Consider the following 1,312-nt stretch of genomic DNA (forward strand, 5'->3'; position numbering starts at 1 on the left):
AGCGGCGCGTCTGCGCCGGTCGCGGGAAGGGAACCGGCTGCGCTCCCGCCGCCATCCGCGCCGCCGCCGCCGGCAGCAGCAGCAGGAGCGACGGCGATGGTCAGCGTCTGCGGCGGGTCGACCAGGTCGTTCGTGGCGTTGACGGTCACCGACCACGTCCCCACGGCGTCGACTGCGGGGGTCCCCGCAATCGTGGCGGTACCGTCGCCGTTGTCGACGAAGCTCAAACCCGGAGGCAGCGTCCCGACGATCTCGAGCCATGCCGTCGGCACGGCCTCGGTCACGATCGTGAAGCTGCCCGGCGTGCCCGCGACGAACGTGGCCGTGGCGGAGCTGGTGAAGACCGGCTCCTGCTTGACCTTGAGCGTGAACTCCTGCATCGCGGGTAAGAGTCCGGCGACCGTGGCCGACAGGGTCACGACATGGTCGCCTCCGGTGCCCGCAGCCGGCGTGCCGGAGATCGTCGCCGTGCCGTCGCCGTTGTCGGCCAGGGTCACGCCGGCCGGGAGGGCGCCCGCGGCGACGGCGACGTCGGGGGCGGGACTGCCGGTCGCGGTGACGGTGAAGCTTCCGGCGGTGCCGACGACGAGGATCGCGGTGTCGGGGCTCGTGATGGCGGGCGCCTGGCGCACGGTGATGGTCAGCGACGCCTCCTGTGCGCCGACGGCGCTCTGCGCGCGTACGGCGACGGTGGTGACACCCGGCGCCGTGGGGGTGCCCGACAGCGTCGCCGTGCCATCTCCCTCGTCGGTCAGTGACAGCCCCGCAGGCAGCGCGCCTAGTGCCGCGATGCTCGGCACCGGTCGCCCTGTGGCGGTGACCGAGAACGACGCAGGCGTTCCGACGACGAGCTCGGCGTGGAGGGGGCCCGTGAAGAACGGCGCGCTGTCGACGCCGACCCGCAGCGTCTGCTGGACCGAGCCGGCGGCGTTCGCAGCGACGAGCGTCACCGTGGCGGATCCGGCCGCAAGCGGCGACGCGGTGCCCGAGATCGTGCCCGTGCCGTCGCCCTGGTCGGTGAAGGCGAGGCCGACGGGGAGCACCCCGGTGAGGGTGAGGGCCGGGGCCGGGGAGCCGGTCGCCGTGACGGTGAACGTGCTCGGGGTTCCCGCGAGGAACGACGCCGAGTCGGAGCTCGTGATGGCGGGGGCTTCGCGCACGACGAGCGTGGGATGGGTCGTCGTCTCGCCTGCGGTGTTCGCCGCCCGCACGACGACCGGGTACGAGCCGCCGCTCCCGGCGGCCGGCGTGCCGCTCAGCACGCCGTCGGCACCGAGCGCGAGCCCGGCCGGCAGCGGGCCCGAGACGAGCG

At 74.5% G+C, this 1,312-nt stretch carries 1 protein-coding gene; it reads right to left on the bottom strand.

Features of this window, described 5'->3' with window-relative positions; genetic code table 11:
* A partial coding sequence (locus EIO58_RS19065; protein ID WP_205789390.1) for a putative Ig domain-containing protein occupies nucleotides 1–1,312 on the bottom strand: 1,312 nt, incomplete at both ends.

Source organism: Microbacterium sp. CPCC 204701, from assembly GCF_004010105.1.
GTDB lineage: Bacteria > Actinomycetota > Actinomycetes > Actinomycetales > Microbacteriaceae > Microbacterium.